Origin of the sequence: Paenibacillus sp. PK3_47, from assembly GCF_023520895.1 — a bacterium.
Classification (GTDB): domain Bacteria; phylum Bacillota; class Bacilli; order Paenibacillales; family Paenibacillaceae; genus Paenibacillus_AQ.
Window position 1 is genome coordinate 6,248,243 of record NZ_CP026029.1, and the last position, 26,971, is coordinate 6,275,213.

19 protein-coding genes are annotated in these 26,971 nt (G+C 50.8%); 18 read left to right on the top strand and 1 reads right to left on the bottom strand.

Translation table 11 applies throughout. The features are described from left to right. The first annotated feature begins 6 nt into the window (after positions 1 to 6). The 6 genes from C2I18_RS27190 to C2I18_RS27215 all read left to right on the top strand — a co-directional run bounded on the left by C2I18_RS27190 (position 7) and on the right by C2I18_RS27215 (position 9,121). Entirely contained in the window at positions 7 to 219 is a 213-nt protein-coding gene (locus C2I18_RS27190) for an S-layer homology domain-containing protein (protein WP_249898818.1), read from the top strand. 550 nt (positions 220 to 769) lie between these two features. Next, on the top strand, positions 770 to 1,975 hold the full coding sequence (locus C2I18_RS27195; protein ID WP_249898578.1) for an IS4 family transposase: 1,206 nt from the start codon (positions 770 to 772) through the stop codon (positions 1,973 to 1,975). Between the two features lie 666 nt (positions 1,976 to 2,641). After that, on the top strand, positions 2,642 to 3,496 hold the full coding sequence (licT, locus tag C2I18_RS27200; RefSeq protein WP_249898819.1) for a BglG family transcription antiterminator LicT: 855 nt from the start codon (positions 2,642 to 2,644) through the stop codon (positions 3,494 to 3,496). 193 nt (positions 3,497 to 3,689) lie between these two features. Next, entirely contained in the window at positions 3,690 to 5,564 is a 1,875-nt protein-coding gene (locus tag C2I18_RS27205) for a beta-glucoside-specific PTS transporter subunit IIABC (RefSeq protein WP_249898820.1), read from the top strand. A gap of 22 nt (positions 5,565 to 5,586) precedes the next feature. Beyond that, positions 5,587 to 6,996 (top strand): glycoside hydrolase family 1 protein, encoded by a 1,410-nt coding sequence (locus C2I18_RS27210; RefSeq protein WP_249898821.1) that lies wholly within the window; start codon positions 5,587 to 5,589, stop codon positions 6,994 to 6,996. Between the two features lie 169 nt (positions 6,997 to 7,165). Beyond that, entirely contained in the window at positions 7,166 to 9,121 is a 1,956-nt protein-coding gene (locus tag C2I18_RS27215) for a GTP-binding protein (RefSeq protein ID WP_249898822.1), read from the top strand. Positions 9,122 to 9,170: 49 nt separating this feature from the next. On the opposite strand, the gene C2I18_RS27220 is transcribed toward C2I18_RS27215, so the two are convergent. Further along, positions 9,171 to 9,746 (bottom strand): class I SAM-dependent methyltransferase, encoded by a 576-nt coding sequence (locus C2I18_RS27220; protein ID WP_249898823.1) that lies wholly within the window; start codon positions 9,744 to 9,746, stop codon positions 9,171 to 9,173. A 540-nt stretch (positions 9,747 to 10,286) separates the two neighbouring features. Here C2I18_RS27220 and C2I18_RS27225 point away from each other — a divergent pair. The 12 genes from C2I18_RS27225 (at position 10,287) to C2I18_RS27280 (ending at position 26,965) form a co-directional block, all read left to right on the top strand. After that, entirely contained in the window at positions 10,287 to 12,587 is a 2,301-nt protein-coding gene (locus tag C2I18_RS27225) for a helix-turn-helix domain-containing protein (RefSeq protein WP_249898824.1), read from the top strand. 347 nt (positions 12,588 to 12,934) lie between these two features. Next, positions 12,935 to 13,852, top strand: coding sequence for an ABC transporter permease (locus C2I18_RS27230; protein WP_342760323.1), 918 nt, complete (start codon positions 12,935 to 12,937; stop codon positions 13,850 to 13,852). A gap of 18 nt (positions 13,853 to 13,870) precedes the next feature. Further along, positions 13,871 to 14,770: a carbohydrate ABC transporter permease gene (locus tag C2I18_RS27235; RefSeq protein WP_249898825.1), complete on the top strand. Its 900-nt coding sequence runs from the start codon at positions 13,871 to 13,873 to the stop codon at positions 14,768 to 14,770. A gap of 20 nt (positions 14,771 to 14,790) precedes the next feature. After that, entirely contained in the window at positions 14,791 to 16,473 is a 1,683-nt protein-coding gene (locus tag C2I18_RS27240) for an ABC transporter substrate-binding protein (protein ID WP_249898826.1), read from the top strand. 302 nt (positions 16,474 to 16,775) lie between these two features. Then, a complete protein-coding gene (locus C2I18_RS27245) occupies positions 16,776 to 18,143 on the top strand; it encodes an alpha-L-fucosidase (protein ID WP_249898827.1) in 1,368 nt (455 codons plus the stop codon). A gap of 532 nt (positions 18,144 to 18,675) precedes the next feature. Next, positions 18,676 to 18,975, top strand: a complete 300-nt coding sequence (locus tag C2I18_RS27250; RefSeq protein WP_249898828.1) for a hypothetical protein — start codon at positions 18,676 to 18,678, stop codon at positions 18,973 to 18,975. A 45-nt stretch (positions 18,976 to 19,020) separates the two neighbouring features. After that, positions 19,021 to 19,488, top strand: coding sequence for a RidA family protein (locus tag C2I18_RS27255; protein ID WP_249898829.1), 468 nt, complete (start codon positions 19,021 to 19,023; stop codon positions 19,486 to 19,488). Beyond that, positions 19,485 to 20,585: an alanine racemase gene (locus tag C2I18_RS27260; RefSeq protein ID WP_249898830.1), complete on the top strand. Its 1,101-nt coding sequence runs from the start codon at positions 19,485 to 19,487 to the stop codon at positions 20,583 to 20,585. The genes C2I18_RS27255 and C2I18_RS27260 overlap by 4 nt, the downstream gene beginning before the upstream one ends. Before the next feature lie 34 nt (positions 20,586 to 20,619). Continuing rightward, positions 20,620 to 21,804, top strand: a complete 1,185-nt coding sequence (locus C2I18_RS27265; RefSeq protein WP_249898831.1) for a M20 family metallopeptidase — start codon at positions 20,620 to 20,622, stop codon at positions 21,802 to 21,804. Between the two features lie 6 nt (positions 21,805 to 21,810). Continuing rightward, positions 21,811 to 22,863: a Gfo/Idh/MocA family protein gene (locus tag C2I18_RS27270; protein WP_249898832.1), complete on the top strand. Its 1,053-nt coding sequence runs from the start codon at positions 21,811 to 21,813 to the stop codon at positions 22,861 to 22,863. 74 nt (positions 22,864 to 22,937) lie between these two features. Further along, positions 22,938 to 23,795 (top strand): sugar phosphate isomerase/epimerase family protein, encoded by an 858-nt coding sequence (locus C2I18_RS27275; protein ID WP_249898833.1) that lies wholly within the window; start codon positions 22,938 to 22,940, stop codon positions 23,793 to 23,795. Positions 23,796 to 23,839: 44 nt separating this feature from the next. Next, positions 23,840 to 26,965, top strand: coding sequence for a glycoside hydrolase 5 family protein (locus tag C2I18_RS27280; RefSeq protein WP_249898834.1), 3,126 nt, complete (start codon positions 23,840 to 23,842; stop codon positions 26,963 to 26,965). The last annotated feature ends 6 nt before the right edge of the window (positions 26,966 to 26,971 follow it).

Below are 26,971 nucleotides of genomic sequence, written 5' to 3' on the forward strand. Positions count from 1 at the left end.
GGTATTATGAATATTCCTTTACTGCATGAAACTGACGGGCTAAACGCACCGTTCACTGATCTTCAGCAATTACCGCAGGATGCTGCTGATGCAGTGGAAGCTGTGCGCAGCGGAGGCCTGATTAACGGAATGCCGGACGGCCGCTTTGATCCTGAAGGAAAAGCCACCCGTGCACAAGCAGCAGCTGTCATCTACCGTTTGCTTGGAAAGGCTGAATGAATGCAAATAAATGTCATATAGGTGTAAAAATCTGTTAATCACCATTTTTAGTGAGCACTTGCTCCTACGTTGAAGTTTAATCTTTAGTAAGAAACCGCGCCCAGCGCGGTTTTTTAGTGTTTGTTGCACACAATAAGCGACTTTGAGCATGGAGGAACAAAAGATATCAATAACTTTGTTATTCCGATATTCAGACGGTCAGGCGATCTACAAAGTCCTTCTAAAATGTGGCTAATTCTGCTTCAGTGAGAATGGAGCAAGAGATTAGTGGGAATTACTCCACCTAATCCGGTTCTTTTTTATCATTTACGAGCTTTAGTTGGAAATTCTCCCGCTATTCGTGCGATAAAGGCCTTTGCAGGCTAAACCAGTACATTTAAGTGGACTTTTTCCACTAGACATGCGGCAAAGCTAACATGAAAATTTATTTGAAATAGTTAGCTAATTATGGATAAAAAAGATGAGTTTACTCTGGTGAAAAAAGAAAAAAAGCCCTAATGTAGAGAGAGTAGGCAGGTTACCCACATCTCTCCACAAAAGGAGCTCAACCATGGGTAACATATCGCAAAATTCAGTTTTACGCAAGTACTTACAGCATTTAATGTTAAATTCTTTTCGTTGTCCGTTCGCAGATCATTATGCTAAAAAACTTACCGTCGGAGCCGCGATTACACTTTTTGTAGAAGCTCAGTTGCAGCAAAGGCGTACTCTCTCCGACATTGTGCTCAATTTGGAAACGAATGCGGAGCTTCAGGACATTACCGGACTCACGACCATTCACGAATCGACCTTGAACCGTAAGCTTGACACCATCCCTCTCGCTTATCTCGAGTGGTTGTTTGCCGAACTCGTTCAGGAGTTAAAAATGCGAAAAGCGAAAGCTAAGGGCATCAAGCACCTTGGAACGTTGGCACCTGTCGATTCAACCAGCCTTTCGCTACCCAAAATACTCGGCGACTGGGCGTTTTATCAAAACAAGACCAAGGGTGTCAAAATCCATACACGGCTGCTTTCGCTGGAAGCCGGGTGCCATTTTCCGGATGAGATTGTCCTTTCCACCATCGGTGTGTCGGATCAACAAGCGGTCAAATATCTCGTTGTCCCCGGAGAAATCACCTACATTTTCGACCGTGGCTACGTGCATTACGGAAACTTCAGAGAATGGTCGGAAGGAACGGTGCTGTTTGTTGCCCGGATCCGTGCAAAAACAAAGTACACCGTGCTGACCGAACATCCCGTTTCGGGTAGCAGCCATATGACTCGGGACGCTTACGTTGAGATTTTGGATAAAAATTCGGGCCAAACGTTTTGTGTCCGCCTTGTACAATTCCAAGATAAGCATGGAAAAATCTACGAGGTCATCACCAATCGCCAGGATCTTTCAGCCAAAGACATTAGTGAAATTTATCGCTGCCGCTGGCAAATTGAGCTGTTTTTTAAATGGATTAAGCAGCATCTGGCCACCGTAACTTTCCACAATCATCACCCGCATGCAGTGTGGGTCCAATGTTATATTGGAATCATTACGGCGTTGCTATGTCAGCTCATCCATTTAGAAGTACAGCCTACCCTAAGTGTGTGGAGCATGCTGCGAAAGATGAGATACTACGCCATGAAAGACTGGGATGTATTTGTTGAAGCGCTGAATCGCGAACCGACCCGTCGTTCTAAAGGGCGGCAAAAGATTCCTAGGCCCGCAGAAACTCCAGTACAAACGAAAGAAAAACGAGCGACGGTAAAAATAATTCTGGAATAACCAATAACATATACCTTTATTTGGTAACTAAACCTACGACTTAAGGAGCCACTGTTCTTTTTTCGTTGAGTCCACAAAGCTTACTGTAAAATTATTACTTTCGGTTTGGTTTAGCTCCCATGTAAGTTTGTATGCATGTCTAGTGGACTTTTTCCCACTAGTATTGTAATACCAGTTTTTATAGGAAGATTAGATGGAGTAAGTCCACTTAGCTTAAGTGGACTGATAAAGCCGCCACGAAAAAATATATTTGGTAAGAAGCCCACTCCCGTCCAGTCAAAATTTCTAAAAAAATGTCCGCAGCAGCATTGAACTGATATACCGATAAATGAATGAAAATGCATTTAAATTCCAGTCTTTAAATTCAAATAAAAACATCCGATAAAAAGTTTTTTCGAATATTAAATCTTTTAACAACTAATATTAATACTCTTTCCATTATGAAAAAAGTGGATTACATGCAAACAAAGAGAATTCCTCACAACTAATTTCAACTTTAAAATCAAAATAACAGTATTTTTATACATCGGTTTATAAGAATCTAAAATGGTTGAAACAGAGTTCAGCCTCCGTCACTCTCTATTGTCATTTGTCACATTGCTGTGTTATCTTAGGATATGTTTTTAAGCTGGCTTGATGGAGTCAATCAAAAAAGGGGAAGTCACAATGATCATCCGGCAAATCTTCAACAACAACGTTATTCGCGCTGAAGACCAGGTTGGCCATGAATATGTGGTAATCGGAAATGGGCTCGGTTTCAAGAAAAAGGCGGGGCTGCGGGTCGACGAGGATAAAATAGAAAAAACCTTTATGCTGAAACCGGACAAAGTGCCGCGCAAGTTAATTGATCTGATCGGGGAGACTTCTGCCGAGTATTTCTCGCTGGCCGATGAAATCATCGGGTTCGCCAAAGCGGATATGGGAAACATCTTCAACGATAATATTTATATCACACTGATTGACCACATTCATTTTGCCATTGCCCGTTACAAGAAGTCGATGAACATCAAGAACGCTTTGTACTGGCAGATCAAAAAATTTTATCCCCGAGAGTTTGCCATTGGTGTACATGCGCTTGGCCTGATCCGCAAACATTTTGATATTGAGATGGATCAGGATGAAGCCAGCTTTATCGCGATGCATTTTGTGAATGCCAGACAGGACGGGCAGGGAATGCAGCAGACGGTAGAGGTCACGAAGGCAATGAGTGATATTTTCAACATTGTCACTGGCGAGTTCCAGCTGCAGCTGGATGAAAACTCGTTCAATTACTCCCGTTTTATTACCCACCTGCAATATTTTTTGCAGAGAATGTTGAGCGGAGAACAGGAACGGTCTGCTGCAGGAGACAACTTCCTGTACGACCAGATCAAAGCGAAATTCCCGCAAGCTTTTCAGTGCACCAATCAGATTAACCGCTATCTGGAGCAGGAATACGGAAATGCCATGTCTATTGACGAAAAGGTCTATTTAACGATTCATATTCAGCGGGTCACATCAAGAGATAACGCTACGATGTAAGAAAAAGGAATTAAATTACGGGTTGCAAACGATTACCTAATCCATTATAGTGGAGTCACAACTTAAATCTAAGGATTGTTACTGCTGAAGCAGGCGATACCTAAACGAGAAGTGGATCACCCTTACGTGATCACGCTATCTTCGTTTAGGTTTTTTTTTGCCCAATTTAGCTGTAAGGCAAAGGAGAATCAGCATGGATAACAAAAAAATGTCTGAAGACATCATTCGGCTTGTCGGCGGGGAGGAGAACATCAACGATCTGGTCCATTGTGCCACCAGGCTGAGATTCAGTCTGAAGGACAACAAAAAGGCACAAAGGGAAACACTGGAGAAACACGAAGGTGTAATTACCGTGGTGGAAAGCGGCGGACAATTCCAGGTTGTCGTCGGAAGCAATGTAGCTAATGTGTATGCGGAAATTGTGAAAAGCACCAGCTTCCTGAACAACGCTTCCTCCGATAATAGCTCCACGCAGAAAACATCGGCAGTATCAAAGGTGTTTGAAATTATCTCGGGCAGCTTCTCGCCGCTGATTCCGGTCATGGCAGGTTCCGGGATGCTTAAGGCACTGCTGACTGTGCTTACACTGCTGGGCTGGATGTCCGATTCCGGCGACACTTATAAAATCCTGTCCGCCGCCGGGAATGCAGTATTTTACTTCCTGCCAATTTTCCTCGGAATCACGCTTGGGATCAAGCTGAAGGCTAACCCTTATGTGGCAGGGGCTATCGGCGCGGCACTGATGGAACCGAACTTTACAGCCATGCTGGAAGGGGACGGGGGGCACTCTTTCCTGGGAATTCCGGTGGTTATGGTCAGTTACGCATCCAGCGTGTTCCCGATCTTCATTGCTATCAGCATCTATGCACTGCTCGACAAGCTGCTGAAGAAGATTATTCTAAAGGATCTGCAGATTTTCCTGGTGCCGATGGTTTCCCTTATGATCATGGTTCCGTTGTCAGTGATTGCTTTTGGGCCATTCGGTACCAGTGTCGGTGACTGGATCGCATCAGGCGTTACCTGGCTGATCGGTGTCAGCGGTATACTTTCCGGTATTGTACTCGGCGGTGGAATGACCTTTATGGTAGTGCTTGGTCTTCACTGGGGCTTTACACCCATCACTCTCCAGAATATTGCTAACGGCGGTGATCCGATTGAAGCCATGGCAGCTGCGGCCGTATTTGCCCAGATCGGTGTCGCCTTCGGTATTTTCCTGAAAGCCAAAAAAGACAGATCCCTGCGAAGCATCGCTGCATCTTCCGGAATCACCGGACTTCTGGCCGGTGTCAGTGAACCGATTGTGTACGGTCTGATTCTCCGCTACAAGCGCGTGATTCCAATCGTCATTATCGCCGGGTCGCTCGGGGGAGCAATCAACGGTCATTTCGGTGTACTCTATACGGCCTATGTATTCCATAATATTTTTTCGATTCCGGTTGAACAGCCAATGTCGATCTTCATCATCTCTATGATTGCCTCAATGGGTACCGCTTTTCTGCTGACCGTCCTTTTCGGTTATGAGAGCAAAGTCAAATCAGCATCCGCAGCAGATGCCGCACCCGCACCTGAACAAGTACAGACGGTCAAGCCCGCAGCAAAGGCTATAGACCTTAAAAAGGAGCAGATTTTCAGCCCGCTTTCCGGATCTGTTGTTCCGCTCAGCACTGTTCCTGATGCCGCATTTTCTTCCGGGGCAATGGGCAGGGGGCTTGCCATCGAACCTGTAACCGGGGAAGTCGTCACGCCAATGGACGGAACGGTAACTTCCATATTTCCGACGGGACATGCCATAGGCATTACTTCTGCCGCCGGAACCGAGGTGTTAATCCATATTGGAATCAACACTGTCGGACTTAAGGGCAAACATTTCACTCCTGTGGTTAAAGAAGGCGATGCCGTCAGACAGGGAGATTTGTTAATCCGGTTTGACCTGGAGCAAATCAAGGCAGCCGGTTACCAGACCGTGACTCCGGTTATTGTGACTTTGACCCAGAAAGAAGTCGAGGTCTTTGAAACCGATCAGCAGCAAGTCGAAGTGAACGAAGTTCTTTTAACACTGGTGGACTAAAACAAACTAGGAGGAATGTAGTATGCTGCACAAACAATTAAACGCATTTCCGGAAAACTTCCTGTGGGGAGGATCAACCTCGGCTTATCAGCTGGAAGGAGCGTGGGATGAAGACGGTAAAGGTCCTTCGGTTATCGATCTGGCAAACCATGTGGAAGGTGTGACTGATTTTAAAGTCGCCAGTGACCATTATCATAAATATCAAGAGGACGTAGCATTAATGGCAGAAATGGGGTTCAAAGCCTACCGCTTCTCCATTGCCTGGACACGGATTTATCCGCAAGGAGACGGTGAGGTAAATCCGAAAGGCCTTGAATTCTACAGCCGGCTGATCGACGAGCTGCTTAAATACGGAATTGAGCCGATTGTAACCATGTACCACTTTGATCTTCCTTATGCGCTGGAGCAGCGGGGAGGCTGGTCTAACCGGGCAACGATTGATGCATTTGAACAGTATGCCAAAACGCTTTTTGAACATTACGGCAGCAGGGTGAAATGGTGGCTGACCATTAATGAGCAGAATATGCTGATTCTCCATCCGGGCTCCATCGGTACCTTGAATGAGAACATGGCAGACCCGCAAAAAGAGCTGTATCAGCAAAACCATCACATGCTTGTGGCCCAGGCGAAAGCTATGGTGTTGTGCCATCAGATGCTTCCGGATGCCAAAATCGGCCCGGCCCCAAATATCGGTGTGATCTATCCGGCCAGCTCCAAACCGGAAGATGTACTTGCAGCAGACAATTATGCGGCCATCCGCAACTGGCTGTACCTGGACATGGCTGTCTATGGCCGTTATAACCATATCGCCTGGAGCTATCTGCTGGAAAAAGGGTATGAGCCCCGCATTGAAGAAGGCGACATGGATATCCTGAGACAGGGGAACCCGGATTTTATTGCTTTCAATTATTACACTTCCCAGACAGTAGGTGAGAGTAAAAATGACGGCAATGACTTCTCGCACACCGGCGACCAGCATGAAATCGTCGGAGAACCGGGAGCCTACCGGGGTTCTGTGAATCCAAATCTGCAGACGACCGAATTCGGCTGGGAGATTGATCCTGTAGGCTTCAGAACTACGCTCCGCCAGATCTATTCCCGTTATCACCTGCCTTTGATTGTGACCGAAAACGGGTTAGGGGCATTTGACAAGCTGGAGGCAGACGGAACTGTTAACGATGCTTACCGGATTGACTTCTTCCGCCGGCATATTGAACAGATTCAGCTTGCGCTTACGGACGGGGTTGAGGTGTTCGGCTTCTGTCCATGGTCGGCAATCGATCTGGTCAGCACACACCAGGGCTCGAGCAAACGTTACGGATTCATCTACGTGGACCGTGAAGAATTTGATCTTAAGGAGCTGCGCCGCATCCGGAAGCAAAGCTTTTACTGGTATCAAAAGCTGATTGCTACACGCGGGGAGATCCGCTAAATCAATAGTCAAAATAGAAGCAGGCTTCCATCGTTCAGAATGGCGGCCTGCTTTTTGGTTGTAACCCGGACCTGCCCTTATAAAAAAGTTAACCGTTCAAGCGCCCAACTATGCTTTAATAATAATTACAAGAGCTGTAGTTCATAAAAAGCATCGAAAGTGGGATAAGATGAAGCGACTAACCATAGGCCTGTTTGCCCACGTGGACGCAGGGAAGACAACCTTTGCCGAGCAGCTGCTGTACCATACGAACAGTATCCGGTCACGCGGGCGGGTGGATCATCAGGATGCATACCTGGACAGCCATGAGATCGAGCGGGCCAGAGGAATAACAGTGTTCGCCGATCAGGCGGTGATGGAATATAAAGGGGACCCGTATTATTTGATTGATACCCCCGGGCACGTCGATTTTAGTCCGGAAATGGAGCGGGCACTGCAGATTATAGATTACGCGGTCCTGATTGTCAGCGCAGTAGAAGGGGTTCAGGGCCATACCGAAACGGTCTGGCAGCTGCTGCAAAAACACCGGATTCCTTCTTTTTTCTTCATTAATAAAACTGACCGGACCGGCGCAGATATCAGCAGGACCGAAGCGGACATCCGCCAGCAGCTGACAGGAGATCTATGCTCCATTACAAACCGTTTCGCTGATGGTAAAATGGACGCTTCACTCCGGGAAGCCCTGGCCGAGCGGGATGAGACTCTCCTGGAAGCTTTTCTGGAAGGGAGCGAAGATCACGCTTTCTGGCTGCAGGCCTTTCAAAAATTAGTGCGGGAGGGCTTAATTTACCCCTGTGCTCATGGCTCCGCCCTGCAGGATACGGGTGTAACTGAATTTTTAGAGCAGCTTCACGTATTGACGACAACCTCTTATGATGAAAATGCTCCATTCGGGGGACGGATTTATAAAATCCGGCACGACGCTGGCGGAGGAAGATTAACGTTCATCAAAGCGCTGAGCGGCAGCCTGAAGGTCCGGGAACCCTTGAGTTATGAGAGCGGCGGCATCCAATATGACGAGAAAGTAACGAGGATATTATTGTTCAACGGGACCAAATCACAGCCGGTGGAGCAGGTAGCGGCGGGTGATTTGTTTGCGGTAACCGGTTTGTCTGCGGCGTGTGCCGGGCAGGGCCTCGGAGTATTTACGGACAGGCTGGAATACGAATCAGAGCCGACTTTACAGTCCAAGGTGATATTCGATGATTCGCTTCACGTGCAGAAAGTGCTGGAAACATTCCGTATTCTTGAAGCGGAGGAGCCGTCCCTTAACGTCATTTGGGAGGAGAATCTGCAGGAAATCCACATCCGTGTCATGGGACTCATCCAACTGGAAGTGCTGGAGCAGCTGGTGCTGGAAAGGTTCGGTTTCGCCATTTCTTTTGGCCAGCCTGAAATCTTGTATAAGGAAACCATTCAGTCGGCGGTAACGGGCTATGGCCACTTTGAACCGCTCAGGCATTATGCAGAAGTTCATTTCCTTATGGAGCCGGGAGAACGCGGCAGCGGAATTATAACGGAAAGCCGGTGTCATCCCGATAATTTGAGCGTTAACTACCAGAATTTGATCCTGAGCCACCTCCATGAGCGGGAGCATCACGGATTGCTGACAGGCATGCCGGTTACCGATTTGAAAATCACGCTGATCAGAGGTGCTGCACATAAAGAACATACGCATGGCGGCGATTTCCGTGAGGCGGCTTTTCGTGCGCTGCGCCAAGGACTGGAGAAGGCAGACAACGTACTGCTCGAACCTTACTATGACTTTAAAATCAAAGTTGATGTAGATGAGATGGGAAGGGTGCTGTCTGATATTCAGCGTGCCTCAGGTACATTTGAGCCGCCGCAGATGAACGGGACGCAGTGTGTGATTACCGGAAGGGTACCCGTGGCTACCTTCATGAACTACAGTGCCGAGTTCGCTTCGCTCACCCATGGCCGCGGCAGTATCCGCTGTGTGTTCGGCGGTTACGACCGCTGCCATAACACGGATGAGGTCATTACGCGGATCGGTTACCGTAAAGAGGCTGACGCACTTTATACGTCTTCCTCCATATTCTGCGCCAAAGGAGCAGGTTATTCGGTACCTTGGAATGAAGCAGAGGCGAAGATGCATTTACTATAAGGAAGAGAGTCTCCGTGAGGAGGCTCTTTTTTTCAGGGATATGACTTGCTTAATATCTATATACATACACTTTGGTCCGCAGGCTGTCACTGCAGGTGATTATGCGGGCAGGCTGCATCCCGGGTATTGAAAAGCACACACTGATCACCACTGCACCCGGCAGTAATTCCCGCTTGAATTTTGCTGCCAGCCGTTCCATAGCCGCGGGGAAGAGGTAACAGAGTATAATGTCTGCATCCTGATAGGAGAAGGAATAAATATCCCCTCGTTTAAAGCGCAGCCGGCCAAGTGAGGGCTTCCCCCGGACTGCCGGGAAAAGCCGTGGGTACAGGAAAGCTAGCAATTGTGAGCACCACAAGGGAAGACTGGAGTTTTCGATTCCTGTCAGCCTTATACCAGGACAGCGGCGAATCACTGCAAGTCCAAGCGTCCCCCAGCCGGAACCCGGCTCGATGATATGGCCATAGCTTGTAATCCGCTGTACCTCAGCGGCAACGGCCTGCCGGACAGCGCTTGAAGAGGGCATTGGCGATATGCCATTTTTCCAGCTTACAACTACGATCGACAATACAGACAGCAATACCGCAAGTACGGCGATCCATGCAACTATTTCTATAACGGGCATAATGATCTCCTCAGCACTTCTAATGAACAAACATCCATATGCTTTGTACGGAAAAGTATAACATTTGATAATCCTGAAATAACAGTGCCCAGATGAGGTAAACGTTATGGAGCGCGAATTTGGCGAAACCAATTAGGGGTTTCATCCTCTCAGGTGACTCGGATAAGCGGGGGATTGATGGGGAATGGCGGGGAATGGACGATAAAGCTATGCTTCTTAAAACAATAAATGCTGCTTGCCCACTTACCGCAGCAGCAGCCGTTTATGTTCGGTTTTTCGCATACAAAGCTCTCTTCCCATAACAGCACATTAATGCACAAACAGCGGCAGAATCCCGGGATTTTGCCGCTGTTTTGCTATGGATTTAACCTTTAATGGCGAAAAAAGTCGAAATACAGAATACCTAAAATTAAAACATGGTGTTATAATCATTAGCATGATTATGGTACTTTTAAAAAAGAGCAGCAATGTAAGCGTGATGCATTTTTGTGAATGTTATATTACATAACACATACTGTTTTTATTAAAGGGGGAACAGCGATGCGGTTATTGAAATGGCCAGGCCAGCAGCATTTGTTTCTGCGTTTGATGATTCCTTATATTTTATTCATGATTGTTGCGTTAAGCCTCGGAGGCCTGTTCTATAAACTGACGTATGACGTGGTCAAGGATGAAGTGACCGGCAGCAATATGGAACTGCTCGAACAGGTTAAAGAAACGATGGACATCCGGTTATCCGAGATCAACACGATTGCCCTTCAGCTCCTGAATGATCCTATGGTGAAAAGCTTCTCGCGCGTGCAGGATCCGTTCAGCAATACGACCACCTACAAGGTACTTGAAACGCAGAAAAATCTCTACAGTTATAACACCTCTAACAATTTCGTGCTGGACTACTATTTGATTTTTAAAAACAGCAATCTGGCCTTATCCTCAAATTCGATTTATGAGCTTCCCGCGTTCTATAAGCATGTATTGTCCAGCAGCGGAGTGGATTATGATACCTGGCGGAGTGATTTGTTCGGCAGTTACCGCAACCGTGAGGTGATGGCATCGGGGTCAACGCTCTACCAGGGGAGCACCTACGACATGCTGACCTATGTCCAATCCCTGGGTTATCCCGGTTATATTCAGGGGGCTCTCGTCATCCTGGTTGATAATCACAAGCTGAAATCACTGCTCGGAGGGATTAATGTCTCTGATGGCGGCTGGGTGTCCATTATTGATAATGAAGGCAGGGTAGTCAGCTCGCTGTCCGGTGACGGAAAGGTGCCCGATCTTGATCCGACAAGCTATACAGCATCCTCCGGAATTATTGAAGCCAGCAGTGCAACGAACGATATGATGGTGACTTACACCAAATCAGCATACAACAACTGGTCCTATATTGTAGCGCAGCCTCCCCACGTAGTATTAAGCAAAGTAATGTCTATTAAAAAGATGACTACTACCGTCGCAGCCGCTTTTCTGCTGATCGGCATTGTGCTGGCGTATCTGTTCGCTACCCGCAGCGGCAAGCCGCTGGTACGGATTTTCTCGACGCTTAGTGACCGAAACGGCGGACTCCAGCAGCGTCCCAAGGATATGTACGGCTTCATCCAAAATTCCTTATCTGCACTTATTGATAACAACACCGCTCTGCAGAGCGAGATTGAACGCCAGGCACCGCTGCTGTGGGAGAGCTTTTATGAACGGCTGCTCAAGGGTGAGTTTGTCAGCTTGAACGAAATCAACAGCCTGCTGGAGCATCAGCATATAGAAATTGACGGCAGCTCTTATGCCATCGGTATCCTTCATTTCCGCGGAGGCCAAAGGGGAATCAGCACCGATGATTTGCGCAAGCTGGACATTGAGCGGGTGCTGATTAAAGAGGCCCTGCGGTCGGTTCCTGCCGGAAATCTCTATGTACATGATGTTACCGAGGACAAAATCGCCATTCTGTTCGTTGATACAACCGGAGACAGTATTTTGTTCAGAGAGGCGATTGAGCGGAATATTCAGCATATCGCTACAGAGATCGCCGGCCAGCTGCCGCTTGGACTTTATTTTGCCATCGGGGGATTCCGCTCTACTCTTCTTGATGTATCCGGATCGTATGAAGAAGCCCGCCAATCCCTGTCCTCGCTCACTTATGAGGAGATGGTCCAGACGGCCTGGTTCTATGATTTGCCGAGCGAGAATTCGCTGTTCTATTTCCCCGGAGAAGTCGAGAACCGGCTCAGCAATTATACGAAGGCGGGGGAGACAGAGGAGCTTAGGCGCCTGCTGGACTCGCTGTACCGGGAGAATTTCCAGGAGCGGCATTTGCCGCTGGCCATGCAGCAGCTCTTTTGCTATGAAATCGTGAGCTGCCTGGTCAAGCTGCAGGAGCAGCTGATGCTGCAGTACCCGGAAGAGGTGCAGGAGCTGCTTCATCTGCTGGGGGTAACGGAGAATCTTAGGGAAGCTTACGGCAGTGCGGCCAACCTGCTGATGATGATGAGCTCGGAAGCCGATCACCGGAAGAAGAGCCGGAATGTGCACTTGATTGACTCGATTGTATCTTATATTGAAGAGCATTTCGGACAAGCCAATCTCAGCCTGGATGCTGTCGCCGACCATATGAATATCTCCAAAGGGTACATGTCGCAGTTCTTCAAAGAGCAGACAGGAACCAATTTCTCGGAATATCTGGAGAATCTGCGGATGAACGAAGCCAAAGCACTGCTCGCCAATACAGGCCTTCCGATCCGGGACATCGCCGAGCAGGTGGGATACCATTCCACCAACACCTTCTGCCGGGCGTTCAAACGGGGAAATGGTCTCAGTGCTACAGCCTTCCGCGATTCAGCGGCTGGTTAACAGCGGCAGTACAGCACAATCTTCACTTTGAGTTAACATGCCGGGACAAGTTCCCGGCTTTTTTTAATCTATGAAATGTAATCTATATTTACATGTAAGCAAGCATTTATTTTCATATAAAACGATTACATGGATATTATTAGGCGAATTCTTATCAAATGCACATGAATATTTCAATTGCAAAGACAGTTTTCTTAACAAAATCCAACAAAACGGAGCATTTACAATTTACCGTTCCAGGGTGGCGGCCTATGCTGTGGTTACACGGAAGACACATGGACAGACCGGTCAGGGATGCCCTCAGGTGTCAGCCGAAATACATAGCATACGAGGAGGTGAGAACTGAATTGAGCACAAATCCCTTCGTCAAAAAGCTGATAAACAGCTGGCAATTGTACGTGCTGATGGCACTGCCTTTCCTCTATTTGATTATTTTCAAATACGTGCCGATGTACGGAGCGCAGATTGCGTTCAAGGATTTCTCCGTCGTAAAAGGAATTTGGGGCAGCGACTGGGTAGGGATGAAGCATTTCAGCCGGTTCGTCAATTCGTATGATTTCTGGCGCATTCTGAAGAACACGCTGGTGCTGAGTTTTTACAATCTGATTGCCGGGTTCCCGATCCCGATCCTGTTGGCCCTGGGGCTGAATTATCTGCGCAATATCAGATTCCGCAAAGCCGTACAGATGGTAACCTATGCGCCGCATTTTATCTCCATTGTGGTCGTGGTCGGAATTGTGAAGGAGCTGCTTGATCCGCGTATCGGGATTATCAACAAGCTCCTCGGCTTCTTCGGTATAGGCCCTATTAATTTTATGGGTGAAATCTCGATGTTCTCTTCCATCTATGTCTGGTCGGATGTATGGCAGCATATGGGCTTCAACTGCATCATCTTTATTGCGGCGCTGGCCAGCATCGATCCTTCGCTTCATGAAGCGGCCGTGATTGACGGAGCAAGCAAATTCCGCCGGATGTGGCACATCGATCTTCCCGGCATTATGCCGATGGCGATCATCGTGCTGATCCTTAACACCGGGCATATCCTCGACGTCGGCTTCGAAAAGGTGCTGCTGATGCAGAACCCGATCAATCTGAAGGCTTCAGAAATTATCGATACGTATGTGTATAAGGTGGGCTTGACTTCGCAGGTTGCCAACTATTCGTATTCGACGGCGATTGGGTTGTTCAAATCCATTATCAATCTGATTCTGCTGCTGACGGTGAATAAAATCGCCCAGAAGACCAAGCATGGCAGCTTGTGGTAGAAGGAAGGAGGTCTGAGCATGAACACAAGTTTCCGGAATGAGTCCATAACCGACAAGCTGTTTGTTATCGTAAATATCTTTTTTATGAGCGTTATCTTTATTGCAGTGCTGTATCCGATCATTTATATTGTCAGCGCCTCTTTCAGTGATTCGCAGGCCGTGGTGTCGGGCGAGGTGTGGCTGTGGCCGGTGAGGCCGAGCCTTGAAGGGTATAAGGCGGTTTTTGAATATAAACAGGTCTGGGTCGGCTTCGGCAACTCTATCCTCTACACCGTTACAGGTACGCTGGTCAACATTGTCATGACGGTGCTGGCTGCCTATCCGCTGTCCCGCAGGGATTTTTACGGTAAAAATGTCCTGATGATTCTGTTCATGTTCACCACAATGTTCACCGGCGGCCTGATTCCCGGCTATCTGCTGGTCCGCGATCTGGGGATGCTTGATACAATCTGGTCGATGATTCTTCCCGGAGCGCTGACCGTGTGGAATGTTATCATCACCCGCACCTATTTCCAGATGTCGATCCCCCATGAACTGCTGGAAGCGGCACAGCTGGACGGCTGCAATGACTTTCAATTCGTCTGGAAAATTGTCGTCCGGCTCTCGGGGCCCATCCTGGCGGTAATCACGCTCTATTATGCGGCCGGGAACTGGAACCAGTATTTTAACGCCATGCTGTATCTGAAAAGCCAGGATCATTATCCGCTGCAGCTGGTGCTGAAGGACATTCTCGTCAAAAATGATGTCGATGTCGGCATGCTGTCAGGAGATCCGCAGGATGCAGCCCGCCGCGAGGCGCTGAAAACGCTGCTGAAGTACTCGCTGATTGTTATTTCAACTTTTCCGCTGCTTGTATTCTATCCGTTCGTACAGAAGTATCTGGTTAAGGGCGTTATGGTAGGTTCACTTAAAGGATAACTAAAGGGGGACAAGAAGAGATGAAATTTAAGGGAGTCTTATCGTTACTGGTTGGAGTAAGCATGCTGGGCAGTATTCTGAGTGCGTGCAGCAGCGGAGGCAATAATACGGAAACCTCTGCCTCAGGCAGCGGCAATGCAGTTGCTGTATCAGAAGCAGGAGAGTTCCCGATCGTGGATGAAAAGATTACGCTGCGGGTGATGACGGGTGCGAATCCGGCGGTGGAGGATTTTGATACGAATGAATTCACTAAATATTTCGAGGAATTGACCAACATTCATGTGGAGTGGGAGATTGTCCCTACTAGCACGGTTACCGAGAAACTAAATCTGGCGCTGGCCAGCGGCGATCTGCCGGATGTCATTATGACGATGAATGTGACGCCTGAGCAGCAGGCGCTATATGGAGAACAAGGCGTTCTGCTTCCACTGAACGATTATATCGAGAAATACGGAGTCAATACGAAAAAAATGTTCGAGGAAAGTCCGCTCGTAGAATCGACCATCACCTCTGCGGACGGCAACATCTATGCTCTGCCTGCGCCGAATGAATGTTACCACTGTTCCATGCGCCAGAAGCTGTGGATCTATGAGCCTTGGCTGGAGAAGCTGAATCTAAAAATGCCGACAACGACGGAGGAGTTCTATGAAGTGCTGAAAGCCTTTAAAACCCAGGACCCGAACGGTAACGGTATCGCCGATGAAATTCCTTTCTCCGGCGCACCACAGGTGAATCAGTCTTCCACGCTGACAACCAGCGTAGAGAACTTTCTGATGAACTCGTTCACTTATGCGCCTTACACCAGACTGTATGTCAATGATGAAGGTAAAGTCGATATTCCGTTCAATAAAGAAGGCTGGAAAGAAGGGCTTACTTATCTGAACCGCCTCTACAGCGAAGGCCTCATGGACCCGCAGGCGGTAACACGCGATGCCGCCCAACTCGTACAGCTGGGAGAAAATCCGGATGTGCCAATTCTTGGTGCAGCCTCGGGACCGAACCAAAGCGCCTTGACCCAGCTTAACGGATCAAGCGGACGCTGGCTGGAATATGTAGCGGTTGCGCCGCTCAAAGGACCGGAAGGAGTACAAGTTACCCAGTATGATCCGTATCAGGTGGCACCGGGACAATTCGTCATCACGAACAAGGCGACGAACCCTGAAGCGGCATTCCGCTTCGCAGATGCCCTGTATGACCGTGAAATCACGCTGCGCTCGACTATTGGTGAACCCGATGTAGAGTGGAGATGGGCTACAGACGGTGAAGTCGGACTTAACGGAGAGCAGGCGGTCTACATGGATATGTCCAAATTCGGCGTCACCCAGAACAAGCACTGGTCGCAGACCGGCATCGCTTACCGTCCGAACTCCCTGCGCCTGGGGCTTGTAGCCAACCCTGACAACCCGCTCGACAGCATTCTGTACAACGAGACGAAGGAGAAATACGAGCCGTTCCGCGTAGATGTGGAAACCGTACTGCCGCCGATCAGCTTCACGGTCGACCAGTCCGCCGAAATTGCCGATCTCTCTAAAACCATCTATGACTATACCAATGAGATGATGGCCCGCTTCATTATTGGCGACGCCGACATTAACGCTGAATGGGATCAGTACCTGTCCACGCTGGACAGCATGAACCTCAGCCGCTACCTGGAAATCTACCAGGAGGCTTACGATACGTACAAAGCTGCGGCGGCAAAATAGGAAGGGGGAGCGAGATAATAGAAAGGCCGATAGTGCGGTGTTAAGGAGACTATAGTGAGATCATAGTGAGACTATAGTGCGACGATGGCGAGACGTTAGTGAGAACTTGCGAGATCATAGAGAGACATTTGCGGGTGATCGTACCCTGGTGAGATGCGGCAGCTGCCTGGAATTCAGGCAGCTGTAGATTTAAGAGTGGCACGGGTGTTTAAGCGAATCGGCGGACCAGGACACATTTTCAGCAACACAAGACGACACCCGAGAACTAATCCGAATGATTTTACCTTGGAGGGAAATAGGCGATGACGACACAAGGATTCACTGTTCCAGACCGCTGGAAATGGTTCACCGAAAGCCGGTACGGCATGTTTATCCACTGGGGGCCCTATGCACAGCTGGCCCGGGGAGAGCAGGTGCTGTTCCGCGAACATCTGGATCAGCAGGAGTATGCTGCGCAGGCGGCAGCGTGGAATCCGCAGCATTTTGACCCGGAGCTGTGGGCGGCGACGGCCAAGAAAGCAGGCTTCAAATACGCCTGCTTCACTACCCGGCATCATGACGGCTACTGCATGTGGGACAGCGCCTACACGGATTATTCCAGCGCGAAGCAGGCGCCGCAGCGCGATTTCGTTCGCGAATATATCGATGCCTTCCGCAAGGCCGGACTAAGAATCGGACTCTATTATTCCTGGATTGACTGGCGGCTTCCGGCTTATTTTGAAGGGCCTGAGAAGAATCCGGAAGGCTGGGCGAAGGTACGCAAGTACCTGCACAACCAGGTCAAGGAGCTGCTGACGAACTACGGGCAGATTGATCACTTCTTCTTCGATGGCGTGTGGCCGCGCAACGCTGATGATCTTGGCAGTGTAGAGCTGGTGGAGGAAATGCGCAGGCTGCAGCCGGGCATTCTGATCAACAACCGGCTGGGCTACTCCAGCGCCCACGACGAATACCGTGCAGATGGCGGCATCGGAGCAGGGGATTCTGACACGTTGGGCGATTTCGGTACACCGGAGCATCTGATCGTCGTGGACCGGAAGCGCCTCTGGGAGTCCTGCCAGGTTACCACCTGGCGGCTGTGGAGCCATGTGACCGGCGAACGCTGGCGACCGGCAGATGTGCTGCTTGATATGCTCTGCGAATGTGCCGAGAAGGGCGGGGAGCATGGCGGCAATCTGCTGCTGAACTGCGGGCCGACCGCAGACGGGGAGCTGCCGCCGGAATTCGTGGAACGGGCGCTTGAGATCGGCCGCTGGCTGGAGGTACACGGGGAAGCGATCTATGGTTCGGATGGGGGTGCCATCACCGAATTCATTACGCGCGGACGTCAGACGACCCGGGACAATAATCTGTACCTGATTATCCGGTTCTGGGATGGGCGTCCGGAAATACGGCTGTCTGACCTCAGCAGCAAGGTAACTGGCGTTACCCTGCTGACGACAGGCCAGAAGCTTCAGTTCGAGCAGAAGGACGGCGAACTGTTCATCCAGGGCCTGCCGAGGGAAGCGCCGTCACGCCTGTTCCCGGTCATCCGTGTGGAATGCGACGGCAAGCCTGAGGCAAACGACTGGGGCCGGCAGCGTCTGTGGGAAGGCGACCCGCAGCGTGTGGCAGACTGGGCGCGCAGCCAGCGCGGAACTTCGGTCTTCATGGATGGTGTGGAGCGGTAACTTGTTGTTGCAGTATATAAATGGAAGAAGGCCTCACGTGGGCAACCATCTCGAGTCTGATGTAAAAGTACCTCTTGATTCAGTTCAGGTGGGCAAATCGCCCGAACCGGAGGTAAAATGCCTTTGATTTCGGCTAACGTTGGCTAACCGCCCGAACCTGGGGTAAAAGTGCCTTTGATTTAAGCTCACGCCGGCAAATCGTTCGAATCAGAGGTAAAAGTGCCTTTGATTTCGGCTAACGCTGGCAAATCGTTCGAATCAGAGGTAAAAGTGCCTTTGAATTCGGCTAACGTTGGCAAATCGTTCGAATCAGAGGTATAAGTACCTTTGATTTCGGCTAACGCTGGCAAATCGTTCGAATCAGAGGTAATAGTGCCTTTGATTTCGGCTAACGCTGGCAAATCGTTCGAATCAGAGGTAATAGTGCCTTTGATTTAAGCTCACGCCGGCTAATTGCTCGAATCAGAGGTAAAAGTGCCTTTGATTTCGGCTAACGTAATCAAAGCCCACAAAAAGTGGAGCCTTGGTGGAAATGAACGGGACTTTTCCCGTTGATTCTACGAAAAGCAGCCACCTGACGAAATTCAACGGGATTTTTCCCGTTGATCCCACGAAAAACAGGCGCCTGGCGAAATTCAACGGGATTTTTCCCGTTGATTCCACGAAAAACAGGCGCCTGGCGAAATTCAACGGGACTTTTCCCGTTGATTCCACGAAAAACATGCGCCTGACGAAATTCAACGGGACTTTTCCCGTTGATTCCACGAAAAACAGGCGCCTGGCGAAATTCAACGGGATTTTTCCCGTTGTTTTCGGCTCACGTGGCAAATGACGCGGAGGTCGTCAGCCAATCATATCGCCAAAGGAGTGATTAAGCATGGGAAAGGTAGAAAAACTGCTGCAGGAAAAGGGAATTGAGCTGGGAAAAGTTCCGCCGTCGGTAGCTACATACGTTCCGGCCAAGCAGGTAGGCAATGTGGTATATACCTCAGGAAATGACTGCCGGATTAACGGAACGTTGCTCCTAACCGGCAAAGTCGGCTCGGATCTGACCGTGGAGCAGGGTTACGCGGCAGCCCGCCAAGTAGCCATCAATCTGCTGGCTGTACTGAAGGAGCACCTGGGAGAGCTGGACCGGATCAGGCAGGTGGTCAAAATGCTCGCTTTTGTCAACTCGGCCCCCGGTTTTGTGGAGCAGCCATACGTAATTAACGGTGCTTCGGATTTGCTGGTGGAGGTGCTGGGCGACAAAGGCAAACATGCCCGCTCAGCGATTTCAGCCAATGAGCTGCCGTTCGATACGCCGGTGGAGATTGAGCTGATCGTCGAGGTTGAGGAATCATGAAGAATTTATATCCAGAGCTGCAGACACCAGCTCCCATTATAGACCTGGATATTCTGGAGAAGAACATTAACCGGATGGCCGGGCGTTTGCAGGCCGCAGGCATCAGCCACCGTCCGCATATCAAATCGCATAAGTCGGCCCAGATTGCCCGGATGCAGCTGGATGCCGGGGCTGCAGGAATTACTGTGGCAAAGTTGGCGGAGGCGGAGGTTTTCGCCGCAGCCGGGGTTGAGCCTATCCTCATAGCTTATCCCGTTATCGGCGCAGACAAGCTGGAACGCTATGCGAGGCTTCATTTGGAACACAAGCTGTTGACCACTGTGGATAGTCTTACTTGTGCTGCCGGATTATCTGAAATTGGAATGCGCACCGGCAAGCCGGTAGAAGTCCTGATTGAGATTGACGGCGGACTGCACCGCGGGGGCCGGCAGGCGGGGGAGGACACACTCCATTTTGCTTTGGAGTTATTAAAGCTCCCTGGTATCCGCATCGCCGGAGTAATGGGATACTTCGGGACAATCTACAACAACTGCGGTGCAGAAGCGTTCAGGCAGGCGGCCGGAGAAGAGGCCGTGCTAATGCGTAACACAGCAGAACTCCTCCGGTCAACGGGCGTGCCTGTTGACATCATTAGTACAGGCTCCTCTCCGGCGGCGCTGATGAGCGGTGAGCTTGAAGGCGTTACAGAAGTAAGGGCCGGCAATTATGTATTTTTTGATGCTTCAGGCATAGGCATGGGGCTTGCCGGAGAAGAGGAATGCGCACTGCGCGTAATTGCAACCGTAGTCAGTACTCCGCTTCCCGGCAGGGCAACCATCGACGCAGGAACCAAAACCCTGACCAGTGATAAAGCGCACGGCAGAGAAGGCTTCGGAATAGTAGTCGGCTACCCTGAGGTGACACTGTCTGCACTGAATGAAGAGCACGGATTTCTCCAGTACGATCCGGAGGAGGTCTCTCTCAAAATCGGCGACAGGATTGAGATCATCCCCAATCATTCCTGTGTCATTCCCAATCTGCATCAGCAGGTAGCGGGAGTCCGGGGAGGGCGGCGCACAACCTGGATACAGATAGATGCACGGGGCTGCAGCTATTAAAGAAGCAGCCGCATGCCAATAAGGAGGCTGCCAAATGGGCGGACTGAAGATTGATTCTGCTGAAATCGCAAGAGTACTGCAGGAACTGGTGGCCATCCCCAGTGTGAATCCAGCCTTTGGCGGCAGCGGTGAAGCGGGGGTGGCTGCTTTTGTAAAAAACTACCTGATAAAACTGGACATCCCTTACATCGAGCAGCAAGTGGAACCCGGCCGTTCTAATGTTATCGGCATGCTGCAAGGTGAGTCATCAGGTCCAGCGCTGCTGCTCGAAGCGCATATGGATACTGTGCAGACTACCGGCATGACTATTCCTCCATTCAGCGGGACCATTTCCGAAGGACGCCTTTACGGCCGGGGGGCCTGTGATACCAAAGGTTCTCTGGCGGCCATGCTGGTCGCGATCGGCACACTGAAACGAAGCGGCCTGAAGCTGCCGACAGGTGTGCATTTAGCTGCAGTTGTAGATGAGGAATTCCGTTATGCCGGAGTCAGCGCACTGGCCACTGCCATATCCGCGGGAGAACTGCAGTACAGCGGAGCTATTGTCGGAGAGCCGACAAACCTCCACCAGGTTATCGCCCATAAAGGCTGCGTCCGCTTCTATATTACTGCCCACGGGAAGCCGGGGCACAGCTCAGAACCGGCTAAGGGCATCAACGCGATTGAGCAAATGATGGAGGTTATCCGCTGTCTGAAGGAGGAAATTGAACCTTCTTTTGAGTTAAAAAGACATCCGCTGCTCGGTCCGCCTACCCACTGCATCAGTGAAATTACTGGCGGACTTGCGCCGAACACGATTCCCGGCAGCTGCCGGATTACGCTGGACCGCCGCACGCTTCCCGGAGAAGAGCCGCTTGAGGTCTGGGCGGGGTACAGGGAGCATCTCAGCCATTTAAAAGAAGTAACTCCCGGCTTAAGCCTTACGATCGAGGAGCCGTTCATTATCGATTATGCATTGGAAACCGCCGCATCACATCCTTTGCCGCAAAAGCTGGGCACAGCGGTTGCCGGTTATGCCGGGGAACGGCGCATACTTGGTGCGACGTATGGAACGGATGCCAGCAAGTTGGCCCGCGCCGGGGTACCGGCAGTAGTGTTCGGTCCCGGCGATATCGCACAGGCACATACGGATGATGAATGGATAGAGCTGCGGGAAGTGGAGGCTGCTGCTGCAGCGCTTGTAGATCTGATAGTACATTTCGAGAGAGAAGGGCAGTGATTAGCCATGATTAAAATCGGCATTGTCGGGGTGGGCACGATATCAGAGCTTCACTTGAACGCATATCAAAAAAATCCGCAGGTGCAGATCTATGCCATCTGTGACTTGAATGAGGCCCGGGCCAAGGCGGCTGCAGACAAATATGGGGCCGTAAAAGTATACACGGATTACCAGCAGATGTTCAACGCAGGCGAAATAGATGCGGTCAGCATCTGTACCTGGAATAACACGCATGAACCGATTTCCGTTGCCGCAGTTCGTGCCGGCGTTGATGTACTGCTCGAAAAACCGCTGACCACCACCGTAGAATCGGCGCTGCGGATTGAGGAAGCGGTAAAGGCGTCGGGGCAGATTCTGCAGATCGGCTATGTCCGGCGTTACGACAACAATGCCCAGCTCGTGAAGCAATTTTCTGATCTTGGCGAATTCGGCGACTTCTATTATGCCCGTGTCTCCAGCATCCGCCGGATCGGCAACCCTGGGGGCTGGTTCGCTGACTTAAGCCGTTCCGGCGGCGGTCCTGTCATTGACATAGGCGTCCACGTCGTTGACTTATGCTGGTACCTGATGGGCCGGCCCAAGGTAAAGTCGGTTTCCGCCAACACCTATTACAAGCTGGGGAACCGGTCGAATATCAAGCACCTGTCTGCTTACCGGGCTGCTGATTACAACGCTGCTGCTAACACTGTAGAAGATATGGCCAATGCGCTGATCCGCTTTGAGAATGGCGCTTCCTTACTGCTGGAAGCCAGCTTTACGCTGCATGCGAAGGAGAACAAGACGACCATTAATCTATTCGGGGACAAGGGCGGGGTGGAGGTAGACCCGGCGCTGTCTTTTACAACCGAAAAAAATGACACCATCCTCAATATTACACCGCAGACCACCAATACCGGATTCGACCTGGATACCGCTTTCCAGAATGAAATCGACCATTTCATCGAGTGCGTGCAGACACGGCAGCAGCCGCTGAGTCCGGTATCCGACGGGGTGGAGATGATGCGCATCCTGTGCGGGATTTATGAGTCGGCAGAGCAGGGCCGGGAGATTGAATTATAGATCCGGTGTGTTCATGATTCCGGGACGAATTTTGCAATATCAATCGATAAATTTAAACTTCAGGAGTGAAAAAAATGAAGCTGGGCGTAAGCACCTACAGTTTATATAAAGCGATCCAGGCCGGGGAAATGAGTGTGCTGGATGTAATCGAATGGACGGCCTCCGCGGGCGGTGAGCATGTGGAAATCGTACCGGTCGGCTACAACCTGTATGAGCAGGAAGGATTGGCAGAGCAGATCCGCAGTAAGGCGGAGGCATACGGAATTGAACTGTCCAATTATGCGGTCCGGGGCAACCTGATCACAGACAGCGAAGAGAGCTTCCGGGCGGAGATTGAGCGGCTGAAGCGCGAGGTGGATATGGCGGTCCGGCTGGGCGTTAAGCTGGTGCGCCATGATGCCGCTACGCATCCGGATATTTCGGTACAACATTATCTGGCGCAGCTCCCAAGGCTCGCAGACGGCTGCCGGGAAATCGCTGATTATGCAGCAGGCTTCGGAATTACCACAAGCATTGAAAATCACGGGACTTTTCTGCAATCCAGCGACAGGGTGCTGGGACTGGTTACAACGGTTGGCCGGGACAACTTTCGCACAACGCTCGATGTGGGCAATTTTGTCTGTGTGGATGAAGATCCGCTGGCTGCGGTGAAAAAGAATGCGCCTTATGCTTCCATGGTACATTACAAGGATTTCTACATACGGCCGGAAGGACGGGGGCTTGGGGGCTCCTGGTTCCGAAGCACTGCCGGACGGTATTTGCTCGGTGCTGTTGCCGGCTACGGGGATCTGGAGCTCGAAGAGATTACTGGGGTTATCAAAAATTCAGGATATAACGGATACGTCTCCATAGAATTCGAGGGGCTGGAGGAATGCCGGTCGGCAACCAGGCTGGCTATGGACAATGTCCGCCGTTTGTGGGAGCAAGCTTAATCCGATTGCCAGAAAGAATACATTCATGAACAGGAGATGAACGCATGAATTTATTGATATTTTATGATGACACCTTTCCTTATCAGGGTAGCAGGCCTTCTTCAGAAAAGCTTGAAGCACTGGTAGCCGGGGCAACCATCACAAATGCCTGGGACCTCGCTGAATACCTGCGGTCAGGGGAATGGGATGCCTTCCTGTCCCTGCACGGCTCCTATTTCCCCAAGGATGCCTGGAGTGACATTCATTCGTATCTGAAAAAAGGCGGCGGACTGCTCAACACGGGCGGTGTTCCCTTCCGTATTCCGGTCGTCCGTACGGACGCAGGCTGGCGTGCCGAGCGTGAACAGGTTGCTTACCATCAACTGCTCAATATTCATGATGCGCTGCCAGTCCAGCCAACTTCAGTTACAGGGTATAAAGCTGACGATGAATTCCGACTTCTCCAGGGGTATGAGGAGCTGTTCACTGTCCGCAGCACCTGGGGCCTGACCCTGCATCCTTCCAAAAAAAGCGATATTCCCGAAGAGATGGGCGCCTCCGGACCCATGGATCTGTTCATTTATCCGCTGCTGACGGGTGTGGATCCAAAAGGACGGGAGCGCTCTGCACCCGTAGTGCTGCTGGAACTGTACAAAGGAGACTACGCCGGAAGCCGCTGGATTCTGATTAACCAGGAGCTGGATGAGGTGTTCTGGAACGGGGGAGGGGCTGTTCTGCTGCGTGATCTCGCCTGGTATACGGCACAAGGAGCGACAGAGCTGTGGCTGAAAAGCAGCTTTGCCGCTTACGAGCCAGGCGAACAGCCGGCTTTGACCGTGCAGCTGCAGCCGCTCTCGCGCACTTCAGCTACTGACCGTACCTGGAGCTTTCATCTGGAAGTAAGCCGCGCGGATAGTCAAGAACCGCTCTGGAGCGGTTCCGCCTCCTTGAACGCGGGACCTGACCATCCCGACCTGCAGTTCGTCCGTCTTGCCGTCCCGCTGCAGGTGGAGCCCGGACTGTACCATGTGGTCTGCAGGGCAGAGTCCTCTGTAGGAGAGCAGCGGATCCTTACACAGGCGTTCTGGGGCATCGACCGGGAACTGCTCCGCAGCGGAGAACCGCTGACAGCGGGAAGGGATTATTTCATGCGCGGCGGCAAGCCGCTCCCGGTTGTAGGGATGACCTACATGACCTCGGATGTCTCACGCAAATTTCTGCATCTGCCGAATGTTGCCCGCTGGGACCGTGACATGGCAGAGATGGCCCGGGCCGGCATCAATCTGATCCGTACGGGAATCTGGACCGGATACCGGATGATTATGTTCGCCGACGGCCATGCTGCCGAAGACGTGCTGCGGGCAGTGGACGCCTTTGTACTTACGGCAAAAAAGTATGACCTTGAAGTAACCTTCACGTTCTTCTCCTTTGCACCGGAAGCCTGGGAAGGGGAGAACCCTTATTTAGACCCCAGGTCTGTTGAAGCCCAAAAGCGTTTTATCGCTTCGATTGTTTCCAGACATCAAGGTACAACTAATCTTCATTGGGATCTCATTAACGAGCCTTCGCTGTTTCACCCGCGGCGCGTGTTCCAAGGTCCGTACACAGCAGCCGACCGCTTTGAACAGGCTGCGTGGAGCGGGTGGCTGAGCCGCAAATACGAAGGGGATATTGCGCGGCTGCAGGAATGCTGGAATATGACGCCGGACCAGCTGCCGTCATTCGAAGCAGCACAGGCACCGGACCCGGAAGATACGTATTTTCAGAGTGTTGTTCAGCCGAAGAAATGGCTGCGCTGGACAGACTTTGCCTTATTCAGTATGGATATGCATAACCGCTGGGCGGCCGAGCTCTCCGGAACGATCCGCAGGTCCGACCCCGCCCAGATGATCACAGTGGGACAGGATGAAGGCATCTGCTCACAGCGCCCCTCCCCCTTTTTCTATGCTGAAGCGGTGGATTATACGACGGTCCATTCCTGGTGGCAGATGGATCATCTCGGCTGGGACGGGATATTCACCAAAACACCGGGTAAGCCGAACCTCACCCAGGAGACCGGTATCATGCATGTACAGCGTCCGGACGGTATCGCCAAAAGAACAGAAGAGGAGCTGCGCAACATTCTGGAGCGCAAATACGCTTATGCCTTCTCAACCGGCGGGGCGGGTGCCGTACAGTGGATATGGAACACGAATTACTTCATGAACAATGCCAACGAGTCGAATATCGGAGCCCTGCGTGCAGATGGCACACAGAAGCCTGAAGCAGATGTAACTTACGATTTCGGCAGCTTTGTGAATCAGATCAGCGGGTTGTTCACGGACCGGGAAATTGAGGGTGTTGCAGTTGTCTATCCGTTCTCCAATGATTTCTCGAACCGCAAGCTGGCCTTTGAAGCGACAACCCAATCCGTCCGGGTGCTGGCATACGGCATGAATGTCCATCCCCGCGGTATCGGGGAATATCATCTGCAGCAGCTTGAACAGTATCCGGCGAAGCTGATCATCGTACCGAGCGCGCATAATTTTGCGGATGAAGCATTTGAGCAGCTGCTGGAATTGGCACGTCAGGGCAGCACTGTTTTGTGGAGCGGTCCGTTGCGTCTGGATGAGCACTGGGGACCGGCGGAACACCGTCTGCTGGAAGAGCTTGGCGAGCTTATGCAAGGCAACATTTTACGGGAAGAAATGCTTGTCGTTGAAGGAGCACAATACCCGGCAGCGTTCGGGCAGAAGAAAATCGGCGCACTAGCGATTGAACGTCTGCAGAGCAGGAGGGAACTGGAGCCAGCTGTTCTTGACATTGGAGCCGGAAGGTTCATCTATTCGCCATTGCCGGTTGAATTAAATGAACGCTGGGAGCCTGTCCAGGCGCTCTATACAATGGCCATGCAGCTAAGCGGAATCACTAGTGAACTGGAGTGGCTTCAAGGCGGGGAACTGCCAGGTGTCTACGGGCGCAAGCTTGCTTTTGCGGCTGGAAGCCTGTATATCTTTGTCTCTGAGTTTGGCCGGGATGCTGAGGTTGCAGTACGCGATCCGCAGAGTGGGGTACAGTACAGTTTTACACTTGAGCAGGAACGGACAGTAATGTTCGCGGCAGATTCAAGCGGAAAGCTGCTGGCCGTGTACCGCCCGCAGGAAGTGCAGATTCATGTCCTGCAGCTGCAGGGAACTGAAACAAAGGGGTGAAGAGAC

Coding starts and splice junctions, on each gene's coding strand:
- C2I18_RS27235 (WP_249898825.1), top strand. CDS start 13,871: ATGAACACAAGTTTCCGGAATGAGTCCATAACCGACAAGCTGTTTGTT.
- C2I18_RS27225 (WP_249898824.1), top strand. CDS start 10,287: ATGCGGTTATTGAAATGGCCAGGCCAGCAGCATTTGTTTCTGCGTTTG.
- C2I18_RS27220 (WP_249898823.1), bottom strand. CDS start 9,746: ATGCCCGTTATAGAAATAGTTGCATGGATCGCCGTACTTGCGGTATTG.
- C2I18_RS27270 (WP_249898832.1), top strand. CDS start 21,811: ATGATTAAAATCGGCATTGTCGGGGTGGGCACGATATCAGAGCTTCAC.
- C2I18_RS27240 (WP_249898826.1), top strand. CDS start 14,791: ATGAAATTTAAGGGAGTCTTATCGTTACTGGTTGGAGTAAGCATGCTG.
- C2I18_RS27195 (WP_249898578.1), top strand. CDS start 770: ATGGGTAACATATCGCAAAATTCAGTTTTACGCAAGTACTTACAGCAT.
- C2I18_RS27265 (WP_249898831.1), top strand. CDS start 20,620: ATGGGCGGACTGAAGATTGATTCTGCTGAAATCGCAAGAGTACTGCAG.
- C2I18_RS27190 (WP_249898818.1), top strand. CDS start 7: ATGAATATTCCTTTACTGCATGAAACTGACGGGCTAAACGCACCGTTC.
- C2I18_RS27255 (WP_249898829.1), top strand. CDS start 19,021: ATGGGAAAGGTAGAAAAACTGCTGCAGGAAAAGGGAATTGAGCTGGGA.
- C2I18_RS27280 (WP_249898834.1), top strand. CDS start 23,840: ATGAATTTATTGATATTTTATGATGACACCTTTCCTTATCAGGGTAGC.
- licT (WP_249898819.1), top strand. CDS start 2,642: ATGATCATCCGGCAAATCTTCAACAACAACGTTATTCGCGCTGAAGAC.
- C2I18_RS27205 (WP_249898820.1), top strand. CDS start 3,690: ATGGATAACAAAAAAATGTCTGAAGACATCATTCGGCTTGTCGGCGGG.
- C2I18_RS27215 (WP_249898822.1), top strand. CDS start 7,166: ATGAAGCGACTAACCATAGGCCTGTTTGCCCACGTGGACGCAGGGAAG.
- C2I18_RS27260 (WP_249898830.1), top strand. CDS start 19,485: ATGAAGAATTTATATCCAGAGCTGCAGACACCAGCTCCCATTATAGAC.
- C2I18_RS27250 (WP_249898828.1), top strand. CDS start 18,676: ATGAACGGGACTTTTCCCGTTGATTCTACGAAAAGCAGCCACCTGACG.
- C2I18_RS27275 (WP_249898833.1), top strand. CDS start 22,938: ATGAAGCTGGGCGTAAGCACCTACAGTTTATATAAAGCGATCCAGGCC.
- C2I18_RS27245 (WP_249898827.1), top strand. CDS start 16,776: ATGACGACACAAGGATTCACTGTTCCAGACCGCTGGAAATGGTTCACC.
- C2I18_RS27210 (WP_249898821.1), top strand. CDS start 5,587: ATGCTGCACAAACAATTAAACGCATTTCCGGAAAACTTCCTGTGGGGA.